Origin of the sequence: Nonomuraea sp. NPDC005650, assembly GCF_040605375.1 — a bacterium.
Classification (GTDB): domain Bacteria; phylum Actinomycetota; class Actinomycetes; order Streptosporangiales; family Streptosporangiaceae; genus Nonomuraea.
The window spans coordinates 1-16,657 of sequence record NZ_JBEXCR010000085.1 but is presented as its reverse complement, the minus strand read 5'-3'; the positions used below and the strand labels follow the sequence as shown (position 1 = coordinate 16,657).

The 16,657-nt window shown below is 68.9% G+C and carries 19 protein-coding genes; 15 read left to right on the top strand and 4 right to left on the bottom strand.

The window, feature by feature from the left end; all coding sequences use genetic code 11:
- The first annotated feature begins 2 nt into the window (after positions 1-2).
- From ABZS69_RS64655 to ABZS69_RS64625, 7 genes are read left to right on the top strand one after another with little or no spacing between them, the layout of a single operon-like run.
- Positions 3-278 carry a nickel-binding protein gene (locus ABZS69_RS64655; RefSeq protein WP_355394317.1) on the top strand — a complete coding sequence of 92 codons (276 nt, stop codon included), beginning with the start codon at positions 3-5 and terminating at the stop codon, positions 276-278.
- Positions 275-1,285, top strand: a complete 1,011-nt coding sequence (locus tag ABZS69_RS64650; protein ID WP_355394314.1) for a TAXI family TRAP transporter solute-binding subunit — start codon at positions 275-277, stop codon at positions 1,283-1,285. Before ABZS69_RS64655 ends, ABZS69_RS64650 begins: the two co-directional genes overlap by 4 nt.
- Before the next feature lie 10 nt (positions 1,286-1,295).
- Positions 1,296-2,021 carry a dienelactone hydrolase family protein gene (locus ABZS69_RS64645; RefSeq protein WP_355394311.1) on the top strand — a complete coding sequence of 242 codons (726 nt, stop codon included), beginning with the start codon at positions 1,296-1,298 and terminating at the stop codon, positions 2,019-2,021.
- Positions 2,018-3,049 carry an NAD(P)/FAD-dependent oxidoreductase gene (locus ABZS69_RS64640; RefSeq protein WP_355394308.1) on the top strand — a complete coding sequence of 344 codons (1,032 nt, stop codon included), beginning with the start codon at positions 2,018-2,020 and terminating at the stop codon, positions 3,047-3,049. Before ABZS69_RS64645 ends, ABZS69_RS64640 begins: the two co-directional genes overlap by 4 nt.
- 13 nt (positions 3,050-3,062) lie before the next feature.
- The gene (locus ABZS69_RS64635) at positions 3,063-3,440 is read left to right on the top strand and encodes a ferredoxin family protein (RefSeq protein ID WP_355394305.1); all 378 of its coding nucleotides are present in this window, start codon (positions 3,063-3,065) and stop codon (positions 3,438-3,440) included.
- A gap of 58 nt (positions 3,441-3,498) precedes the next feature.
- Positions 3,499-3,744, top strand: a complete 246-nt coding sequence (locus tag ABZS69_RS64630) for a hypothetical protein (protein WP_355394303.1) — start codon at positions 3,499-3,501, stop codon at positions 3,742-3,744.
- Between the two features lie 27 nt (positions 3,745-3,771).
- Complete coding sequence (locus tag ABZS69_RS64625) at positions 3,772-4,497, top strand: class II aldolase/adducin family protein (protein WP_355394300.1); 726 nt, start codon at positions 3,772-3,774, stop codon at positions 4,495-4,497.
- On the opposite strand, the gene ABZS69_RS64620 is transcribed toward ABZS69_RS64625, so the two are convergent.
- On the bottom strand, positions 4,398-4,874 hold the full coding sequence (locus ABZS69_RS64620) for a helix-turn-helix domain-containing protein (protein WP_355394297.1): 477 nt from the start codon (positions 4,872-4,874) through the stop codon (positions 4,398-4,400). The two genes, ABZS69_RS64625 and ABZS69_RS64620, sit on opposite strands and share 100 nt — an antisense overlap.
- Before the next feature lie 220 nt (positions 4,875-5,094).
- On the opposite strand from ABZS69_RS64620, the gene ABZS69_RS64615 reads away from it, so the two are divergent.
- Genes ABZS69_RS64615 through ABZS69_RS64605 form a run of 3 tightly spaced genes read left to right on the top strand, consistent with a single transcriptional unit; the run spans position 5,095 to position 9,298 of the window.
- A complete protein-coding gene (locus ABZS69_RS64615) occupies positions 5,095-7,344 on the top strand; it encodes an MMPL family transporter (protein WP_355394294.1) in 2,250 nt (749 codons plus the stop codon).
- A gap of 42 nt (positions 7,345-7,386) precedes the next feature.
- Complete coding sequence (locus tag ABZS69_RS64610; protein ID WP_355394291.1) at positions 7,387-8,598, top strand: sensor histidine kinase; 1,212 nt, start codon at positions 7,387-7,389, stop codon at positions 8,596-8,598.
- A gap of 16 nt (positions 8,599-8,614) precedes the next feature.
- Positions 8,615-9,298: a response regulator transcription factor gene (locus ABZS69_RS64605; protein WP_355394288.1), complete on the top strand. Its 684-nt coding sequence runs from the start codon at positions 8,615-8,617 to the stop codon at positions 9,296-9,298.
- A 218-nt stretch (positions 9,299-9,516) separates the two neighbouring features.
- Here ABZS69_RS64605 and ABZS69_RS64600 read toward each other — a convergent pair whose 3' ends face one another.
- The gene (locus ABZS69_RS64600) at positions 9,517-10,371 is read right to left on the bottom strand and encodes a dienelactone hydrolase family protein (RefSeq protein ID WP_355394285.1); all 855 of its coding nucleotides are present in this window, start codon (positions 10,369-10,371) and stop codon (positions 9,517-9,519) included.
- A 96-nt stretch (positions 10,372-10,467) separates the two neighbouring features.
- On the opposite strand from ABZS69_RS64600, the gene ABZS69_RS64595 reads away from it, so the two are divergent.
- Positions 10,468-11,436, top strand: coding sequence for a helix-turn-helix domain-containing protein (locus ABZS69_RS64595; protein WP_355394282.1), 969 nt, complete (start codon positions 10,468-10,470; stop codon positions 11,434-11,436).
- Between the two features lie 452 nt (positions 11,437-11,888).
- On the opposite strand, the gene ABZS69_RS64590 is transcribed toward ABZS69_RS64595, so the two are convergent.
- Together ABZS69_RS64590 and ABZS69_RS64585 are read right to left on the bottom strand one after the other, a co-directional pair.
- The gene (locus ABZS69_RS64590) at positions 11,889-12,383 is read right to left on the bottom strand and encodes a DUF302 domain-containing protein (protein ID WP_355394280.1); all 495 of its coding nucleotides are present in this window, start codon (positions 12,381-12,383) and stop codon (positions 11,889-11,891) included.
- Positions 12,384-12,619: 236 nt separating this feature from the next.
- Positions 12,620-12,976: a MarR family transcriptional regulator gene (locus tag ABZS69_RS64585; protein WP_355394364.1), complete on the bottom strand. Its 357-nt coding sequence runs from the start codon at positions 12,974-12,976 to the stop codon at positions 12,620-12,622.
- A 26-nt stretch (positions 12,977-13,002) separates the two neighbouring features.
- Between ABZS69_RS64585 and gap the strand changes: the two genes are divergently transcribed.
- The 4 genes from gap to ABZS69_RS64565 all read left to right on the top strand — a co-directional run bounded on the left by gap (position 13,003) and on the right by ABZS69_RS64565 (position 16,320).
- A complete protein-coding gene (gene gap, locus ABZS69_RS64580; protein WP_355394277.1) occupies positions 13,003-14,007 on the top strand; it encodes a type I glyceraldehyde-3-phosphate dehydrogenase in 1,005 nt (334 codons plus the stop codon).
- Positions 14,008-14,251: 244 nt separating this feature from the next.
- Positions 14,252-14,404: a hypothetical protein gene (locus ABZS69_RS64575; RefSeq protein ID WP_355394274.1), complete on the top strand. Its 153-nt coding sequence runs from the start codon at positions 14,252-14,254 to the stop codon at positions 14,402-14,404.
- Positions 14,401-14,646: a hypothetical protein gene (locus ABZS69_RS64570; protein ID WP_355394271.1), complete on the top strand. Its 246-nt coding sequence runs from the start codon at positions 14,401-14,403 to the stop codon at positions 14,644-14,646. Before ABZS69_RS64575 ends, ABZS69_RS64570 begins: the two co-directional genes overlap by 4 nt.
- 909 nt (positions 14,647-15,555) lie before the next feature.
- On the top strand, positions 15,556-16,320 hold the full coding sequence (locus tag ABZS69_RS64565) for a class I SAM-dependent methyltransferase (protein WP_355394268.1): 765 nt from the start codon (positions 15,556-15,558) through the stop codon (positions 16,318-16,320).
- The last annotated feature ends 337 nt before the right edge of the window (positions 16,321-16,657 follow it).

Here is a 16,657-nt window from a genome sequence, read left to right as displayed (position 1 = left end):
CCATGGCCATCTTTCTCACCCTCCATCAGGCACCGGGACTCTCGTCCGAAGAGGTTGCCGGATACGCTCCTGAGGTCGCCCAGGGCGTGCACGCCACGTTCCGGAACCTCTATGTCAATTTCGGCTCCGGGTTCATCGCCACCGTGTACGAGGCCGAGAACCGGGACGCGGTGGAACAGGAATTCGAGCGGATCGGCTTCCCGTTCGAGAAAATCCACGAAATCGATCACACGCTGGACGCCGAGCAGGTGGCCGCAATCGCCGGCGGGGCGTTGTGAAAACGCGCCCACCCGACCGGAAAGAGCCGGCCGAGCCCTTCATCGACCGGGAAATCTCGGTGATATTCCAGGGGGATTGGGGGCAGGCGAACCTGCACCGCGTGTGCGGATGGCTGTGCCAGGAGATCGGGGACCGCTCCGCCCCGGGATCCCGGTTCGGCATCTGGTCGGGGCGCGGCGGCGCCGATGCCGTGCACAACGTGCTCGCGCAGGACGCCGATGCCGCGCTCCTGACACCGGCCGCAGCGGCCGCGGGGATCGCCGCCGGGGTCGGTCCGCTCGCCGTGCGCGGCGCCGACCAGTTGCGTGCCCTGGGCGCCGTGCCCCAGCGTGACCGGCTGGTCGCCTGTGTGGACAAGGCTCTGGGTGCGTCCACGATGAGTGACCTGGCCGCCATGCTGCCATCGCTGCGGATCGCGACCAGCCCTGATGACGGTGTCAACCTGATCGGGGCGGCCGCACACCGGCTGCTGACCGCGGTCCGTGTCACGCCTGACCGGCTCGGCGCCGCGGCAGCGGTGATCTACGCCGAGCGCCCGTTCCCCGCGATCGACGCATTCCGTGACGGGCGGGCAAATGTCCTGATCCAGGAGGCGATCATGACGCCGTCCTGGCAGCGGGTCGCCGAGCACAAGGACGTCGTCTATCTCGACGCCGACCCCGCGGTGGTCGAGGCGTTCGCGCAGTGGTGCTGGCCCACTGCTGTTGTGCCGAGCGGCTACCTACCGGGCCTGGAGCACGATCTCACCACGCCGGAGTATTCCGACTTCCTGCTCGTGTGCCGCGCCGACCTGCCCGACGACATCGCGTTCATGATCGCGTGGTGTCTTGTGGCCACGCGCGAGGCGCTGGAATCGCAGTATCGCCATCTACCGTCCGATCGCAGCCCGGTGACCTACCCGCTCGATCCGACCGCGATCGCGACCACGCCGATCCCGTTGCACCCCGCGGCGGCGGCCGCCTACGCCGCGTTCGGCGACGGGCTTGTGCTGACCCGTGCGTGTTGAAGGGAAACCTGTGAAAGCCGACTGGCTCGAACTGTCCACCCGGGACGGTCTGATGCGTGTCTACCGTGTGCGACCAGCCGATCCGATCACCCCGCGCGCCGCTGTGATGGTCCTGCAGGAGGCGTTCGGGGTCAACGATCACATTCGCGACGTCACCCACCGGGTGGCCGCCGAGGGCTATCTCGCCCTGGCGCCGGAGTTGTTCCACCGCACCGGTGGGGGAGCGGTGGATTACACCGATCGAGACACTGCCATGGCATTGATCGACGCCCTCTCGCCGGAGGAGATCACCACCGACATTCACGCGGTGCTGGACCATCTCGACGAGCATGAGCACATTCCGCCGCAGCGCTGCGCGAGTATCGGGTTCTGCTTCGGTGGCCGCGCGGCCGTCACCGCCGCGACCAGCACACCGGAGCTCGGCGCGACCGTGGCGTTCTACGGGCCCGGCGTGGTGGCCGGTCCCCACGCGGTGTTGGACCGCCTCGCGAACATCACCGGAGCTGTGCTGATGATCGTCGGTGACCAGGACCCCACCATCCCGGCCGCGCATCGGGACCAGATACGCGCCGCCGCTGACAGCGCCGGCGTGGACCTGCGTCTGGAGGTCTTTCCCGGTGCGGGGCACGCCTTTCACTGTGACGCGCGGCCCACGCTGTACCGCGCCGATGCCGCCGCGAAGGCGTGGCAGATGACGATGTCGCTGCTCGCAGACACCATCGGGTCGGCGTCGTGACCGCCACCGACCGGCTCGGCGATCTCGATGCCGACGTCCTGATCGTCGGCGCGGGCCCAAGCGGCCTGTACGCCGCCTACTACGCGGGTCTGCGCGAACTCTCGGTGGTGCTGCTGGATTCTCTGCCCGAACCCGGCGGCCAATTGATGGCCTTGTATCCGCAGAAGCCGATCTACGACGTCGCCGGGCTGCCTGCGGTCACGGGAGCCGAGCTGACCAGGGCGCTGACCGTGCAGGCCGAAGTGGCCAGCCCGGCCTGGGTGCTGGGGGAGCAGGCGATGGCGCTGCTGCGCAACCCGCCCGGGCCCGGACGCCGGTTCACCGTGACCACTGACCAGGGCCGGCGTATGTGCATCGACGGCGTGGTGATCGCGGCCGGTATCGGAAGTTTTCAGCCTCGCCGGCTCGACGCGGCCGAACCGCACCTTGGCTGCGGCTTCACCTACAGCCTGGGCGATCTGGCCGCCTATCGCGACCGCGACGTGGTGATCGTCGGCGGCGGCGACAGCGCCGTCGACTGGTCACTCATGGTCGAGCCCGTCGCGCGCTCGCTGACCGTGGTGCACCGCCGCCGAATCCTGCGCGCGCACCCCCGCTCGGTCAGCCGGCTGCGGCAATCACGCGCCCGGATCCTTCTCGACAGCGAGGTGATCGCAACCCACGGCGAGAACCATCTCGAAGCGGTCGCCGTCCGACACCGGAACGGCACCGAGCGCCGCTTCCCGGCCGGCGCGCTGATCGCCGCGCTCGGCCACACTGCCACTCTCGGGCCCCTGGCGACGTGGGGATTCGAGCTGTCGGGGCGGCAGATCGTCGTCGACGAGCGCATGGCCACCACCCTGCCCGGCGTGTTCGCCATCGGCGACGTGACCGCGCACCGGGGAAAGGTCCGGATCATGGCCGTCGGATTCGGCGAGGCCGCGACCGCCGTCAACAACCTCGCCGCCGAACTACGACCCGGCGAACCGGTCTTCCCCGGTCACTCCACCGACCTCATGGCCACGGCCACCATTCCCGAACCACGTTAGGACGCTCACTCTCATGGCCTACGTGATTGGCGCCCAGTGCGTCGACGAACTCGACGGCTCGTGCGTCGATGTCTGCCCCGTCGACTGCATCTACGAAGGGGCACGCAGACGCTACATCCACCCCGACGAATGCATCGAATGCGGCAACTGCCTACCCGTATGCCCGGTCGAGGCCATTACCTGGGGGCCGCCGGCCGACGCCCCGGAATGGGCCGAGGACAACGCGCGATTCTTCACCGAACCGCTCCCGGGCCGCGACGAGCCACTCGGATCACCCGGCAGCGCAACACTACTCGGCACCCTCGGCGTCGACACCGCACTCACCGCGAACGCCCCGACCGACCCGCAGCACGAGGACCGACGGCCCACAACCGCAGAACCCCACCCCTGACCGCATCGCGGCGCGAGCAGGTTCGCCGCCGCACCGGGCACGGACGGTCACGCCACCGTTGTTCGACCTCGCCCACGCGCTCTACCAGCCGTATCAGAACACCGCTCCGTGGAAGACGCCCTACGACCGGGAGCAGGCCACGTGGGCCCGCATGACCAGCACCATCAGTGCCGGTGCGGCCATCAGGGTGACGGCCGGGACTGTCGCCGGCGCCGGCATCGCGGGTGCCACCGTGGCCGCGGCGTCGCCGGTGGGTCTGCTCGGGCCCTTCGCGCCGGCCGCCGTGATCGGTTGCCTCGACTGAATGAGCTGAACGAATTGGAGGTGCAGCGTGAGCCCATTGCTTCGCGTCGACGGCACCGAATTGACGCTTCGCGGCCAGCTGGTCGCGGCCAACCGCATCCTTGTCGCGCAGGGGGTGCTGGATGCCTACGGGCACGTCAGTGCCAGGACCGCGGCCGGTTCCGCCGCGTTCTTGCTGTCGCGCAGCCTGGCCCCTGCTTCGGTGACGGCCGCGGATCTGATGGTTCACGACCTGGAGGGTGAGGCACCCGGTAGCCACCGGCCGTACCTCGAGCGCTTCATCCACGCCGAGATTTATCGCCGCCGCCCGGACGTGATGGCCGTGGTACACAGCCACTCGCCGTCGGTGGTGCCGTTCGGTGTGGTGGCGGTGCCGCTGCGTCCGGTGATGCATGTGGCCGGTTTCCTCGCCGAGCACCCGGTCCCTGTCTTCGAGATCAGCGACTACGCCGGCGACGGTTCCGACCTCCTGATCACCTCGCCGTCACTGGGAGTCGCATTGGCGGAGACGCTGGGGGAGGGGACCGTCGCACTCATGCGCGGTCACGGCTCGGTAGCAGTGGGTGCTTCGCTGCCCGAAGCGGTGTACCGCGCCGTCTACACCGAGGTCAATGCTCGCCTTCAAGCGCAGGCTTTGGCTCTTGGCACGCCTCGTTACCTGACCGTGCAGGAAGGTATCGCCGCAACCAATTCGATTCGCTCACAAATCAATCGGGCCTGGGATGTGTGGCGGGAAACCGCCCAGCCCGAATGAGGGCAGGGGTACCCGTGCCGGACTCGTGACGCATCGCCCCCGCGTGCGCCTGCACTGTCTTGTGGACGCCGCGTCGTAACTGCTTGGTCGTCAGCTCGGCGCATGGATCGTGTCGACCAGTGCGTGGCGTTGGCGGGCTTGGTCTCCAGGGTGCGCGCGACCAACTCCGCCACCTGCTCATCACTCACCGTCCGCGGCCGGCCCGGACGCGGCTCGTCGGCCAGACCCATCAGCCGGTCAGCCAGGAAGCGCCGACGCCACTTCGAGACGGTCTCGCGCGATACCCCGATCTCCTCGGCGACCACCTTGGTGGATACGGGCAAACCGTCCCCGCCGATCGCATCACACGCCAGGATCAGCCGGGCCCGTAACGCCATGTCCTGGGCGCCCTTGCGCCGCCGTACCCACCGCTCAAGCTCAGCCCGCTCGCCCTCGGTCAGATGCAGCGGCGCGACCCTTGATCCCCGACGCCTGTTGGCTCTTCCTCTACGAGGTACTGCGATTTCAGTACGCGGGTGCCAGCAACCGCACGACGACGGGACGGACCTGCACACGCAAACCTAACGAGGTTCCCATTCCCGATCAGGAGGCCGTCCTTTGGCTACCTACCTCTACCGGCTGGGCCGGCTGGCCTTCCGCCGTCGCCGGCTCGTGCTCCTACTGTGGCTGATTTTGCTCGGCGCCATCGGCTTCGCCTCGAGCACTGCGCCGGCGCTGCCCCCAGAGAACGGGTCCATGCCCGGCATCGAATCGCAGGCGGCGCTGGACCTGGTGCAGCAACGGTTCCCGGGCCAAGCCGGCAGCATCGACAAGGCAAGCGCCCGCGTCGTGTTCGTCGCCTCCGCCGGGCGGCAGGTCACCGACCCGGGAAACCGCGCAGCCATCGAGGCGCTCGTCGGCCGAGTCTCGCGCGGACCGCAAGTAGCCGCCGCGGTGAGCCCGTTCAAGGCGCACACGGTGAGTCCCGACCAGTCCACCGCCTTCGTCACTGTCGCGTACAAGGTGAAGCCGGACGACCTCGACGACGCCACCAAGAGCCAGCTGCGCTCCGCCGTCGACGCCGCCCGCGCATCCGGGCTGACGATCGAGGTCGGCGGGCCGGTGCTGGCGGAGAAGCCGTCGATCGGCGGCGTGAGCGAGCTGGTGGGTCTGGCGGTGGCGGGAGTGGTGCTGCTGGTCACCTTCGGCTCCCTGGTGGCCGCGGGGCTGACGCTGCTGACCGCCGTCCTCGGCGTCGGCATCAGTACGCTCGCGATCTTCGCCACCGGCGCGGCACTGGGGCTTTCCGCGACGAGCAGCACCCTGGCCTCCATGCTGGGCCTCGCAGTCGGCATCGACTACGCCTTGCTCGTGGTCTCGCGCTACCGCGAGGAAAGGGAAGGGGGCCGTCCAGCGCACGAGGCGGCCGGCCTCGCCGTCGGCACCGCCGGGTCGGCCGTCGTCTTCGCCGGGCTCACCGTGATCATCGCGCTGACCGGGCTCGCGCTGATCGGCATCCCGGCGGCGGCCAAGATGGGCCTGACCGCCGCCGTGGCCATCGCCGTCGCGGTCCTCATCGCCCTCACCCTGGTGCCCGCCCTGCTCGGCTTCTGGCCCAACGTCGTGCTGGCCCGCCGGGCTCGCAAGGGCAGCTCGACCACGCAGCCCGAGGGCACCGCGGACAACGCCGGCACGCGGTGGGCGTCGTTCGTCCTGCGCCGCCCGGCCCTCGTGCTGGCGGGCTCGATCACCCTCCTGGCCGTCCTCGCCCTGCCGGTGACGCAGCTGCAGCTCGGCACGCCCGGCGACGAAGCCAAGTCCACCGCGACCACCGAGCGGCGAGCTTACGACGCGCTCGCCCGCGCCTTCGGCCCAGGCGTCAACGGCCCGCTGTCCATCGTGGTCGACGCGCATGGCGCCGGTGACCGGCAGGGCGCGGTCGAGTACATCGCCGCGGCCATCAGGCGCACGCCGGGCGTGGCCGCGGTCTCGCCACCCCGGTTCAACCCGGCGGGCGACACGGCGCTCTTCACCGCGACCCCGGCCACCGCACCGACCAGTGAAGCGACGGAGGACCTCGTCCACCGCATCCGTGGCGAGCGGACCTCCACCGAAGCGGGCACGGGCGCGAGCTTCCTGGTCAGTGGCCTGACAGCGGTCAACATCGACGTCGCTTCGAAGGTACCCGGCGGACTGGTGCGATATCTCGCGGTCGTGCTCAGCCTCGCCTTCCTGCTCCTGCTGATGATCTTCCGGTCGCTCATCGTGCCGCTCAAGGCCCTCTTCGGCTTCCTGCTGTCCGTGCTCGCCGCCCTCGGCGCGGTCGTCGCGGTGTTCCAGTGGGGCTGGGCCGCCAACCTGGTCGGCCTGCAGCAGACCGGGCCGATCATCAGCCTGATGCCGATCGTGCTGGTGGGCATGATCTTCGGGCTCGCCATGGACTACGAGGTCTTCCTCGTCTCCCGCATGCGAGAGGCGTACGTCAACGGGGAGCCCGCCGGGCAGTCGGTGGTCACCGGCTTCCGGCGCAGTGCCCGGGTCGTGGTGGCCGCCGCACTCATCATGATCGCTGTTTTCTCCGGCTTCGTGGGCGCCGACCTCGCCATGATCAAGATGATCGGCTTCAGCCTCGCCGCCGCCGTACTGTTCGACGCGTTCGTTGTGCGGATGGCGCTGGTGCCCGCGCTGCTCGCGCTGCTCGGCGAACGTGCGTGGTCGCTTCCCCGGTGGCTGGATCGGTTGCTGCCCCACGTCGATCTCGAAGGCGCGGCGCTGCGCCGCCGATACACTACGCAGACGCCGGCGGTCCGGCCGGCGTCGTCCGGGGCGGTGTGTGACCCGGTGGGTGCCGGGCCGTCGGACGCCTGAGCAGCCGGTCTGGCGATCGTTCCGGTGCGGGGAGCAGCGATCATGGATTGGGGACCTCGGCTGGAGCGCGTGATGACCTCCAGCTGGCGCCACTTCGGCAAGGATCATCCGCGCGTGGTCGACGTGGCGCTGACCGTGGTGCTGCTCCTGGCGGTGTCCGGTCCCGCGGTGCTCAACGCCGGCCTCTCCACTAGCGACAATCTAACGTGGGAGTCCGCGATCCCCCCGGCTGTGGTCGGCCTTCTGGCCCTGCTGTGGCGGCGCAGCTTCCCGCGCACGGTCGTGGTGGTCACCGCGCTGTGCGCCGCGGTCGCCGGCGGTTTCGGCTACCTGATCACCCCATTGCTGCTGACCCCGGCGATGATCGCGCTGTACGAGTTGGCCGTGCGGGTCCCGCAGCGGACCGCCTGGAGGTTCTACCTCGCAACGACAGTGTTGGTCCTGGTGTCGGAGGTGCTCGGCGGCCAAGGCGTGTACCCGTGGTTCCTCGCCGTCCTCAACCCGATCCTCTTCCTTCTGCTCCCGATTGTGCTGGCCGGATTCAACCGGCTCCGGCAGGACTACGTCGCCGCCGTGACGGCTCGCGCCGAGCAGGCCGAGAAGAACCGTGAGGAAGAGGCCCGCCACCGTGTCGCCGAGGAGCGCGTGCGCATCGCCCGCGAACTCCACGATGTCGTCGCACATCATCTCGCGCTCGCCAACGCCCAGGCCGGCACCGCCGCCTACCTCTCCAGGAATCGGTCGGATCAGGTCGAGCCGATCCTGGCGGAGTTGACCGTGACGACCTCCGCCGCGTTGCGCGAGCTCAAGGCCGCAGTCGGGCTCCTGCGCCACCTGGACGACCACACCTCCCCGCTGGAACCGGCCCCCGGCCTCGGGCAGCTCCCCGAGCTTACTGACGCGTTCGCCTCTGCCGGACTCGATGTCGAGGTCGTCACCGACGGCGAGCGGCGGGAGCTTCCGCCGGACGTGGACCTGACGGCATACCGCATCGTGCAGGAAGCGCTCACCAACGTCGTCAAGCACGCCACCACGAGGACCGCGGCTGTGCGGCTGACCTACGGACGCGACCGACTGACCGTCACCGTCGAGAACGACACGGGGCTGCCGTCCCCCGCTCCGGCGAGCCGGAACCCGGGCTTCGGTATCCTCGGCATGCGCGAGCGTGCCGAGTCCGCCGGCGGACGGCTGCACGCCGGGCCGCGCCCCGAGGGCGGGTTCACCGTCCGCACCGAACTGCCGATCCGGCCCTGACCCCGAGGATCCGATCGTGACCATCCGGGTGCTTCTCGCCGACGATCAGGCGCTCCTGCGCACAACGTTCCGCATGCTCATCGAGGCCACGCCCGACATGGCGGTGGTCGGCGAAGCCGCCGACGGCGAGGAGGCAATCGCGCTCAGCCGGTCCCACCAGCCGACGGTCGTCCTGATGGACATCCGCATGCCAGGGACGAACGGGCTCGCCGCAACCACCGCGATCTGCAGCGACGCGCGCCTTTCTGCGACGCGCGTACTCATCCTCACGACCTTCGAGACCGACGAATACGTCGCCCAAGCCGTGCGCGCCGGCGCGAGCGGATTCCTCGGCAAGGATGTCTCGGCGGACGCCCTGCTTGACGGCATTCGCACGGTGGCGGCCGGCGACGCGCTCCTGTCTCCTACGGCGACGCGGTCGCTGATCACCCAGTTCCTCACGGCCGCGAAACCGGAAGCCCCGGCGGAACCGATCGAGCGGCTTGCCGTCCTGACCGCGCGTGAGCGTCAGATCATGATCCTGGCCGCGGAAGGCAAGTCGAACGCCGAGATCGCAGACGAGCTCGTCGTCAGCCCGCTGACGGTCCGCACGCACGTCCAGCGCGCAATGACCAAACTGCGGGCCAGGGACCGCACCCAACTGGTCGTCATCGCCTACGCGACCGGGCTCGTGAGGCCGCGGCCCCCGACCACGGCCTGAGCCGGAAGAGAGGTTCGGAAGATCGCTTGCCGCAAAGGCAATGATCGTTTCCCGCATCACGCCGTCCGAGCCCTGCACCTCCTGAAGGACGCCTGGCTGTGTCCCGCTCCCAACCGCAACACGGCCGTGCGGAGGATGTGGCGGCGCGGCGACCTGGTCACGCCCAAGAGCGCACAGGCTCCGCGCATATGCCCGGGCCTCACTCAAGCAGTGAGCGATCACCTTGGCATCCCGGAGACCGTCTCGGAATGTCCGAACGGCCTCAAGCGGTCGGTCAGGAAAGCGACGATCTCGTCCCTGGCCTTCAGCGTGGGATGCCCTTCCTCATCAACGAGGTGGGCGGTGACAACGCTGTGGGGGGTCCCGACCACGTCGGCGAAGAACGGTGGCGGGCTGGTGTTCGCGGAACTGCCCGAAAGAACACGACCGTCGAAGGCGTCGCCAAGGAGTGCCTCGTAGGCGGCGAAACGCTGGCCGGTGCACCAGCGGTCGTCGTCGAAGCGGTAGGCGAGAACCTTCAGCCCGTCGCGCGCGATGCGGTCTCGGACCCCGTGCGCGTCCTCGTCGCTGATCTCGAGTCCGGCAGGGTCGTCCAGCGGCAGCGACGGGTGGTTGACCACCGGCGCGATGACAGCCGGCTCAAGCGCCATGGTGAGAGCGAAGTTGCCGGTGAAGCACAGTCCGATCGTGCCGACTCCCGGACCGCCGCATTCGGCATGGGCTTGGCGCGCGAGCCCACGTAGCCATGCCGTGACGGGGCTGGTCCCACCCCCGGCGAACGCACGGAACTCGGCACTGACACACGCGCGGCGGACGACCTCCGTACCACCCTCGACCGTGGGATAGGCGCCGTCGATCCCGAAGAGCGAGGGGACATAGACGGTGAAGCCCGCATCCCGCAGCCACCGCGCCAGTCGAAGGACGTCAGGACTGATGCCGGGCATCTCCGGCATCAACACCACGGCCGGCCCGGAACCCGAGGTGTACACAGTCTTGACCACCCCCTCCACGTCCACGAGTCGGCGGGAGAAGTCCATGATCATGTCGTCAAGTCGTCCGCTGGCAGCGCTCATAGTGACAGCGTGGACCGATGCACCTGCACAAGGTGAGAGGCCAGATCGCCATGGATGGGGGTAATCTCGCCACTGGCTGGTGGTGAGGAGGCGAGCGTGAGCGCGCTGCGGGTTGGTGTCCTGGCCTATCCAGGCTGCTTCGCGTCCGAAGTGTTCGGCGTACCCGATCTCCTGACGATGGCCACGCACATTGCCGGATCGGACGGCTCCGGATACGAGGTGTCGATCGTTTCGCCCCGACGCAGAGTCGCCGCATCGGGTGGTGCGGCATTGGACGTCACTCCGCTGCGCGAGGTAGATGTCCTTGTCGTGCCAGGGTTCGAGCTCCTGCCGGGCCTGGACGTGGACGCCGAGCTCGCACCACTCGCCCCTGAAATTGCGGCGATCCGCTCACACGCGGCAGCGGGCACTGCCGTCGTCTCGATCTGCGTCGGTGCGTTCCTGCTCGCCGAGGCTGGACTCCTCAACCGACGCCAGGCTACGACAGCCTGGCTCCTCGCGGACGAACTGGCTCGACGCTGTCCGGACGCTGACGTCCGACCCGAACGTCTGGTCGTCACCGACACGGGGGTGACGACGACGGCGGCCTTCAGCGCCATGTACGACTTCGCGCTGGATCTGATCCGCCAACACAGCGGTGCCGGCGTGGCACGGACAACCGCTCGGGTGGCGCTCATCGACGATGCGCGATCGTCCCAGATTCCATACGTCGACGCGCGGCTTCTTCCGCAGCCCGGAAACGAGTTCTCCCACAAGGTCATGCGACGGCTCGACCAGAACCTTGCCGCGCGATACGACCTTGCCGCGTTGTCGGACACGTTCAAGGTCAGCACTCGGACGCTGCTGCGGCGCTTCGCGGAGGAGACCGGCCAGAGCCCGCTGGAGTACCTGCAGTCGTCGCGTGTCCGTCGCGCCCGCCACCTCCTTGAGACCACGAACCGAACCGTCGCCGGCATCTCCGCCGCGGTCGGGTACAGGGACCCCAGCACGTTCGCTGCCCTCTTCGCCAAGCACACCGGACGACGCCCGAGGGACTATCGCGCGGCCTTCCGTCGCGTTGACTGATCATCCGACCCCGAAGTCCTGGCCCGGACCCGCTCGCCGTTTGGTGATGAGAGGAAGGTGGATGAGGAACACAGGACCGCGGACAACCACAGATGACGTTGCCCGACCCAGAGCACTCCAGCCGTGGTGAGACATACCAGGGCGATGCTGATAAGCCGCCACCCTGCTTTCGCCCGGCTGTTCCTCGATCACCATGCCGCCTCCTTGACGTCGGGAGTCGCGGCACACACGTGAAGGAGGCCGCGGTCATCCTCAACGCCCGCACCGGACCTGACCTGGGCGTCATCTCAGATGACGGCCGGTGGGGCCATCCTTACCGACAGGCCGCGCCTTACGAGGAACTCGCCGGGGACACGGTCAGTGCTTCAGGGTCGTCCTTGGAGATCGGGGACAAGAACATCAGCTTCGCCAACGACTCGGTCGTTCCAGGGGCCGGCTCTCGCCCGGCTTCGTCAGCGTTGAGCCCGAAGTTCACTCGGCACTGGGGCGCCGAGCGCATCCAGCAGGTCGGCCAGCATGCCGTCGAGTTCGCGTCCCACGGCGGCGATCTCGGGGTTGCCGTAACTGCCGAAGCGGCTGCTGGGCTGGTCGACCTCCAATGTCACGACACCGGACGCGCCGGCGCAGAGCACCGTGCGGAGCGGGGCGCTCAGCATGACCGCGGGGTCGTGGTGGAACATTCGCTGCGCGACCGTGTGGTTGCCCATGAGGTACAGGACGCACGGCCACTCGTCGCCTGCCAGGCTCATGAGTGACGTGACCTCGAAGCGCCAGAAGATCACGAAGCCGTGCGGGGCGTTCTCGCGGGCCTGCTCGATCACCTCGTCCCACGACGCCTGCCGCCGGACGAGGTCTTCGACGCGATCGGAGTCCAGGGAAGGAACGAGCGTCTCGTAGTTGCTCATCGCCTCGACGAACGAGCCGGGCACGGGAATCAGCAGGCGCACGTTGGGGCGCCACCCTGCCCAACCGGCTCACGCTGCTGCGCGACCTGGGATTCGCCAACGCCGAGGCCCTTGACGACCGGTTGGTCGCGGCCCTCGTGGCCACCGGCGGCCCCGACGACATCGGGCGGGTACGCGACGCCGGCGCGGACCACGTCAGCCTCCACGTGCTCACCTGCACCCCCGGCGAGCCGCCGCTGCGCGAGTGGAGCCCGCCGGCCGAGCGCCTTCTGGAGGACTCAGCCGGGCCGTTGGGCGTGCCCGAGCTCCGCGAGCCCGGTGAGGGCGGGCAGCGCGTGGGCGATCACCCGTCGCTGCTCGGCGGTCAGCCGGGCGATCAGCGAGGCCAGACGGCGTGTCCGGTCGTCGTGGCGGGAGCGGCCGATCCGGCGGCCGGCCTCGGTGATGTGGACGAGGACGGCGCGTCCGTCGCTCGGGTCGGGGCGGCGCTCCACCAGCCCGTCGCGCTCCAGCCGGGTGACCAGCTGAGTGGTGGCGGGCTGGCTGACCTGCTCCGTCCTGGTCAGGTCGGTCAGCCGCATCGGGCTGCTGCTGAAGGCGAGGGTGTCCAGCACCGACAGTGTCGTGAACGACAGCTTCTCCAGTACGGGGAGCGGCGCATATGACTGTTCGTGTTGGTATCAATGGCTTCGGGCGGATCGGCCGCAACGTCTTCCGCGCGGCGGCGGCCCGGGGCGCCGATCTGGAGATCGTCGCGGTCAACGATCTCGGCGACGTGGCGACCATGGCCCACCTGCTGGCTTACGACTCGATCCTGGGTCGTTTCCCCGGCGAGATCGTCGCCGAGCCCGGCGCGATCCGTGCCGGGGACACCACGGTCAAGGTGCTGGCCGAGCGTGACCCGGCCGACCTGCCGTGGGGGGATCTGGGCGTGGACGTGGTCATCGAGTCCACAGGCATTTTCACCAGCGCCGCCAAGGCGCGCGCGCACGTGGACGGCGGCGCGAAGAAGGTCATCATCGCCGCCCCGGCCAGTGGCGAGGACGTCACGATCGTGCTCGGCGTGAACGACAACGCCTACGACCCGGAACGCCACACGGTCATCTCCAACGCCTCGTGCACCACCAACTGCCTCGGAGTGCTGGCGAAGGTGCTGCACGACGCGGTCGGCATCGACTCCGGCATGATGACCACCGTTCACGCCTACACCCAGGACCAGAACCTCCAGGACGCGCCGCACGAGGACCTGCGCCGCGCCCGCGCCGCGGCGCTCAACATCGTCCCCACCTCCAGCGGCGCCGCCAAGGCCATCGGCCTGGTTCTGCCCGAGTTCCAGGGCCGGCTCGACGCCTTCGCCCTGCGGGTGCCCGTCCCGACCGGCTCGGTAACCGACCTGACCGTCACCACCCGCCGCCCGACCACCGTGCAGGAGGTCAAGGAGGCGTACGCCGAGGCCGCAGCGGGTCCGTACAAGGGTCTGCTGTCCTACACCGAGGCACCCATCGTCAGCACCGACATCGTCACCGATCCCGCCTCCTGCATCTTCGACGCCCAGCTCACCCGGGTGCTCGGCTCGCAGGTCAAGGTCGTCGGCTGGTACGACAACGAGTGGGGCTACTCCAACCGCCTCATCGACCTGGCCCTCATGGTCGGCGGCACTCTGTAGACGGACAGCGGCGTGCTGATGCCCGGCCAGTCGTTCACCCACATGTTCGACACGCCGGGCGAGTACTTCCACAACGACGCGATCTTCCCGCAGAACACCGGGAAGATCGTCGTCTACTGAGCACTGCGGCCAGGTCGGCAGGATGGAACCCCTTGTTCCGTTGTCCCAGACCGACCGGCACCTCGGCCGAGCTCCGCGACGCCCCCCGCATGAGACGTGGCGTTGGCAGCAACTCGCCGACACCTTGAGCACCCGGCAGCTGCGATCGCCGGCCTACTCGGCGCCTGGCTACCAGCAGGCCCGCGCGGACGCCCGCCGTGGTGAGAACACCACGGCGGCTGAGCTCGTGGTTCCCGGCCGGGCCGACCTGGTCGCCGAGCGCGGCGGCCACGGGTGAAGTACGCGGTCAACTCCCACGCGGCAGCCGGCGCGCAGCTTCCCGGCCTGCCGGCCCAAGCCTGGCAGGCGCTCGTCGACGAGTTGCTCATCATCGGCGCCGACCCCCACCACCACGGTGTCCCCGACCCCGACGACGTCAGGTACCGCGAGCAGGTGTACGGCGCGGCAGGGCTCGTCTCCTACGCGATCGATGACGACTCGGCGATCGTGCACGTCTTCTCGATCGTGTGGGCCGGCTGAGCCGCCCACGCAGTCGGCTCAGCCGAGGGGGCAGCGCTCGCGTCCACGATGTAAGGCCCTCCGCAACCGCAGGGGCTTTACGCGTTGACCCCGACCGCAGGGCAAATCCTTGCGTCACGCGGGTTGACCTGGGTTAACCGTTCAGCCACGTGTTGATGAGTCGCTCAGCTGTGGTGCGTACCCAGTGCCATACCTCGGACGGGGGATATCCGAGGAGCGCAGCCACGAGCAAGGCCCCGCCGACCAGCCCCAGCACCATCAGGAGTCCTTCCGAGCTCGGAGCCGAATTCGGGTTTCGCCTGCGGTGTCGCCGAAGCTGATCGTCTCGTTCCCACCGGTCGAGGAAATCCTCGTGTTGCTTCTGTTGCCAGCTGCCGCCCATGCGCGTCCCCCACCTCGGGATACCACGGCGATATCCCAACGTAGTTGTGACGCTACAGACCGTCAAATTGTTCACGTCGGCTGTCGAACTCATCGACTGACACAACGTCGCCGTGCAGGCCGGTGATGTGATGTGCGTTCACGGATCAAGAAGCGGGACACCAGACACGGCCTTTGCCGCGACAACGGCTGTGAGCCCAACAGTAAAGGCCTGCCCACGCCTTCTATCAAGCGCTGGGCGTCACCAAGCGGTTGTGACCTCCGCGACAGCAGGTTGAGATGAGGACGTCCGCGTCGGCTATCTGGGGTGCCGCGAAGGCGTCAGGCATGTGAGGCAAGTGGGCTCCGAAAGAACATGCCTGACAAGTTATCCGGGGTGGCCAGGCACGTTGGTCACCTGCGGAGATCCCCTCTCATGCATCTCGCTCAAGGCCCGGTCGTACGTGTCCAAAAGTCACGCCAAGCGGCGCAAGTGCCCGCTGGTTATTCACATGTGCGCCCCCGCGGTCGGGTGACACCCTTGCGCCCATGGACACAGACCCGGCTTCGAACCCGTACCCGCGGCAACCCCGCATCGACGACGCCTTCGGCCGTATCCTGGCCCGCTGCTGGGACGCCGGCGCCGCGCCGTGGTCGGCGGTGGAGGTGATCGAGCGCGACGACGGCCTGATCACTGCCAACGACGCGTCGCGGTACTTCGCCGAGCCGGAGCATTGGTCGGCCCTGGAGCGCTGGGGCTGGGAGCAGGCTGCCGGCCGGATCCTGGACGTGGGGTGCGGTGGCGGGCGGCACGCCGTTCCATGGTTGGCTCTCGGCCGTGAGGTGGTGGGGTTGGAGTCGTCTCCCGAAGCGGTGCGCGTCTCGCGCGAGCGGGGGGTCGAGGCGGTCATCGGCTCGGTGCCGTCCCTGCCCGAGGGGCTCGGAGAGTTCGACACGATCGCCCTGTTCGGCAACAACCTTGGCCTGCTGGGCGGCCCGGCGCAGGCGCCCGAAGTCCTGGCGGCACTTGCCGCGGTGGCCCGCCCCGGCGCACAGCTGATCGGCTCGGGCATGGACCCCGGCGACGGCGGCGCCGCCCATGCCGACTACCAGGCCTGGAACCTCTGCCGCGGGCGGGCTCGCGGACAGCTGCGTATCCGGGTGCGAGACGGCGCGACAACGACACCGTGGTTCGACTACTGGCTCGCGACACCGGACGAACTCGCCGCCGCCGTCGCCGAGTCAGCGTGGACCCTGGAGGCCCTGGAGCGTGACCCGACAGGCCCCGGCTACATCGCCCGCCTGCGCTGCTGAATGCTCCCGCAGACGGCGATACCCTCGACTTGAGCTCCCAGATTGGATCTGGTCCCGGGGTCAGGCGTAGCAGCGCGGCCAGCCTACTTGTCTTACGTGCCTTACAACCCTTCAAGCGGCTGACCAGTTAGTTCGCTTGATAACCCTGGCGGGATGGGCGACGGTGAGGTTCGGCCGGGGGTTAGACGTACGGGCGAAGCCCGTTCCTTCTTGAGGTATTGCGAGCCGCCCACCCCTGCCCTCCTAAGAAATCTGACCCGTAAATCCCGCCTCAGCTGGGCAGGCGGCAGCGAACCCCAGCTGGTGTTCGGCGGGGGTTTGGTGGGCGAGGAAGGTC

Excerpts from the sequence above, each read along its gene's own strand:
- ABZS69_RS64655 (WP_355394317.1), top strand. The coding sequence starts at position 3 with ATGGCCATCTTTCTCACCCTCCATCAGGCACCGGGACTCTCGTCCGAA.
- ABZS69_RS64635 (WP_355394305.1), top strand. The coding sequence starts at position 3,063 with ATGGCCTACGTGATTGGCGCCCAGTGCGTCGACGAACTCGACGGCTCG.
- ABZS69_RS64620 (WP_355394297.1), bottom strand. The coding sequence starts at position 4,874 with ATGGCGTTACGGGCCCGGCTGATCCTGGCGTGTGATGCGATCGGCGGG.
- ABZS69_RS64610 (WP_355394291.1), top strand. The coding sequence starts at position 7,387 with ATGGATTGGGGACCTCGGCTGGAGCGCGTGATGACCTCCAGCTGGCGC.
- ABZS69_RS64600 (WP_355394285.1), bottom strand. The coding sequence starts at position 10,371 with ATGAGCGCTGCCAGCGGACGACTTGACGACATGATCATGGACTTCTCC.
- gap (WP_355394277.1), top strand. The coding sequence starts at position 13,003 with ATGACTGTTCGTGTTGGTATCAATGGCTTCGGGCGGATCGGCCGCAAC.
- ABZS69_RS64565 (WP_355394268.1), top strand. The coding sequence starts at position 15,556 with ATGGACACAGACCCGGCTTCGAACCCGTACCCGCGGCAACCCCGCATC.